Source organism: Actibacterium sp. (assembly GCF_041584535.1).
Lineage (GTDB): Bacteria > Pseudomonadota > Alphaproteobacteria > Rhodobacterales > Rhodobacteraceae > Actibacterium_D.
This window is the reverse complement of sequence record NZ_JBFHDW010000394.1, coordinates 1-1,903: the sequence shown is the minus strand read 5'-3', so window position 1 is coordinate 1,903 and position 1,903 is coordinate 1. Positions and strand designations below refer to the sequence as shown.

The 1,903-nt window shown below is 65.3% G+C and carries 2 protein-coding genes; both read right to left on the bottom strand.

Translation table 11 applies throughout. The annotated features are described in order from the left end of the window. A partial coding sequence (locus ABYW26_RS14025; protein WP_372605535.1) for an EamA family transporter occupies positions 1–680 on the bottom strand: 680 nt, incomplete at its 3' end. Continuing rightward, a partial coding sequence (gene ftsY / locus ABYW26_RS14020) for a signal recognition particle-docking protein FtsY (RefSeq protein WP_372605534.1) occupies positions 677–1,903 on the bottom strand: 1,227 nt, incomplete at its 5' end. The genes ftsY and ABYW26_RS14025, both read right to left, overlap by 4 nt.

Genomic DNA, 1,903 nt, shown 5'->3' with positions numbered 1-1,903 from the left:
CGCAGCAGCGGCCCCAGCGCCGGGCGGACGATCATCGAGCGCCAGCGCAGCGCCGCAAGCACCGGGAAATCGAACGCGGTCAGGAAAAAGAACCACGCCAGAAAGGTGAACGGGTCGGGTGTGGCGCGGATGCCGTAAGCGTCATAGGTGGTATACAGCGCCACCAGCCCGCCGGTGCCAACCGCAAGGATCAACGCCGGAACAAGGGTCTCGCGCCCGACATCCACATGGATCAGGTTATAGACCGCCAGCCCGAAGATCCCCATCAGCAGAACCAACACACCCAGCCATTGCACCAGAGTGAAGGTCTCGCCAAAGATCAGCCACGCCCCGATCACCGCGAACAACGGGCCAGTGCCGCGCACGACCGGATAGACCACCGTGAACGCCCCGCGCGAAAACGCCAGCGCGATGCCTAGCTTGTAAACCAGATGGATCGGGATGGTGCCCAACACGATCAGCCACTCGGTGCCTTGCGGCAGCGGCACAACGAACAGCGCGATCGGCGCTGACAGCACCAGCAACCAGCCGTCAATCGCGCCCCGGCTGAGCCACGGGTCATGACGGCCCTTCTGCAACGCGCCGAACACCGCGTGCAGAAATGCAGCCGTCAGCGCAAGGATCAGCGCCAGATGCTGCCCGGTCGGGGTGCCTGCAACTGAGACCAGCCAGTCGCTCAACCGGCGTCCACCCCGGCCAGAGCATTGGCAAAGTCCTCGGGATCGAACGGCGCCAGATCGTCGATCTGTTCACCCACGCCAATGGCATGGATTGGCAGGCCGAACTTGTCGGCCAGCGCCACCAGAACGCCACCCTTGGCGGTGCCATCCAGCTTGGTCATCACCAGACCGGTGACATCGGCCAGCTTTTGAAAGGTCTCGACCTGATTCAGCGCGTTCTGGCCAGTGGTCGCATCCAGCACCAGCAAGGTGTTATGCGGCGCATCGGGGTCTTTCTTGCGGATGACACGGACGATCTTGGCCAGTTCCTCCATCAGATCCTGACGGTTCTGCAACCGGCCCGCGGTGTCGATCATCAACAGATCGGCGCCGTCGGCCTGAGCCCGGGTCATGGCGTCAAAGGCCAGGCTGGCCGGGTCGCTGCCTTCGGGCGCGGTCAGAACCGGCACACCGGCGCGTTCGCCCCAGACCTGAAGTTGCTCGACCGCGGCCGCGCGGAAGGTGTCGCCGGCAGCAATCACCACCTTTTTGCCCGCGGCACGGAACTGGCTGGCCAGCTTGCCGATGGTCGTGGTCTTGCCCGAGCCATTGACCCCGACCACCAGCACCACCTGCGGCTTGGTCGGATACAGCGGCAGCGGCCGCGCCACCGGCGTCATGATCCGGGTGATCTCGGCCGCCAACAGGCGCTTGATTTCATCAACCGACAGCTTTTTGCCGAACCGGCCCTCGGCCATGTTCGCAGTGACGCGCTGCGCGGTATCGACGCCCATATCGGCTGTGATCAGCAACTCTTCAAGCTGCTCCAGCATGTCGTCATCCAGCACCCGACGCTTGACCGTCGCCGGTTCCGCGCGGCCAAAGAGCCGGCCCAGAAACCCCGGCTTGCCCGCGCCTTTGCTGATCTCGACCCCACCGGGGGCAAGGCCGGTGTCGCCGCCCATGTCCGGCAGTTCAATCGGCGTCATATCCGGCATCGGATCGAATTCGTCGGGCAGCTCAAGCGGCGTGTCGGTGTCGATATAGTCGCCTTGCGGGTCGGGCACGTTCACCGGCTCGGGCGTGGGCTGCGGATCGGATTGCGGCATCGGCACCGGCTCGGGTGTCGGTTCGGGTTCCGGCATCGGAATCGGCTCGGGTGTCGGTTCCGGCTCGGGTTCCGGTTCGGGTTCCGGGGTCGGTTCCGGCTCGGGCTGTGGCTCGACCGGCTCATCCGGGTCGGG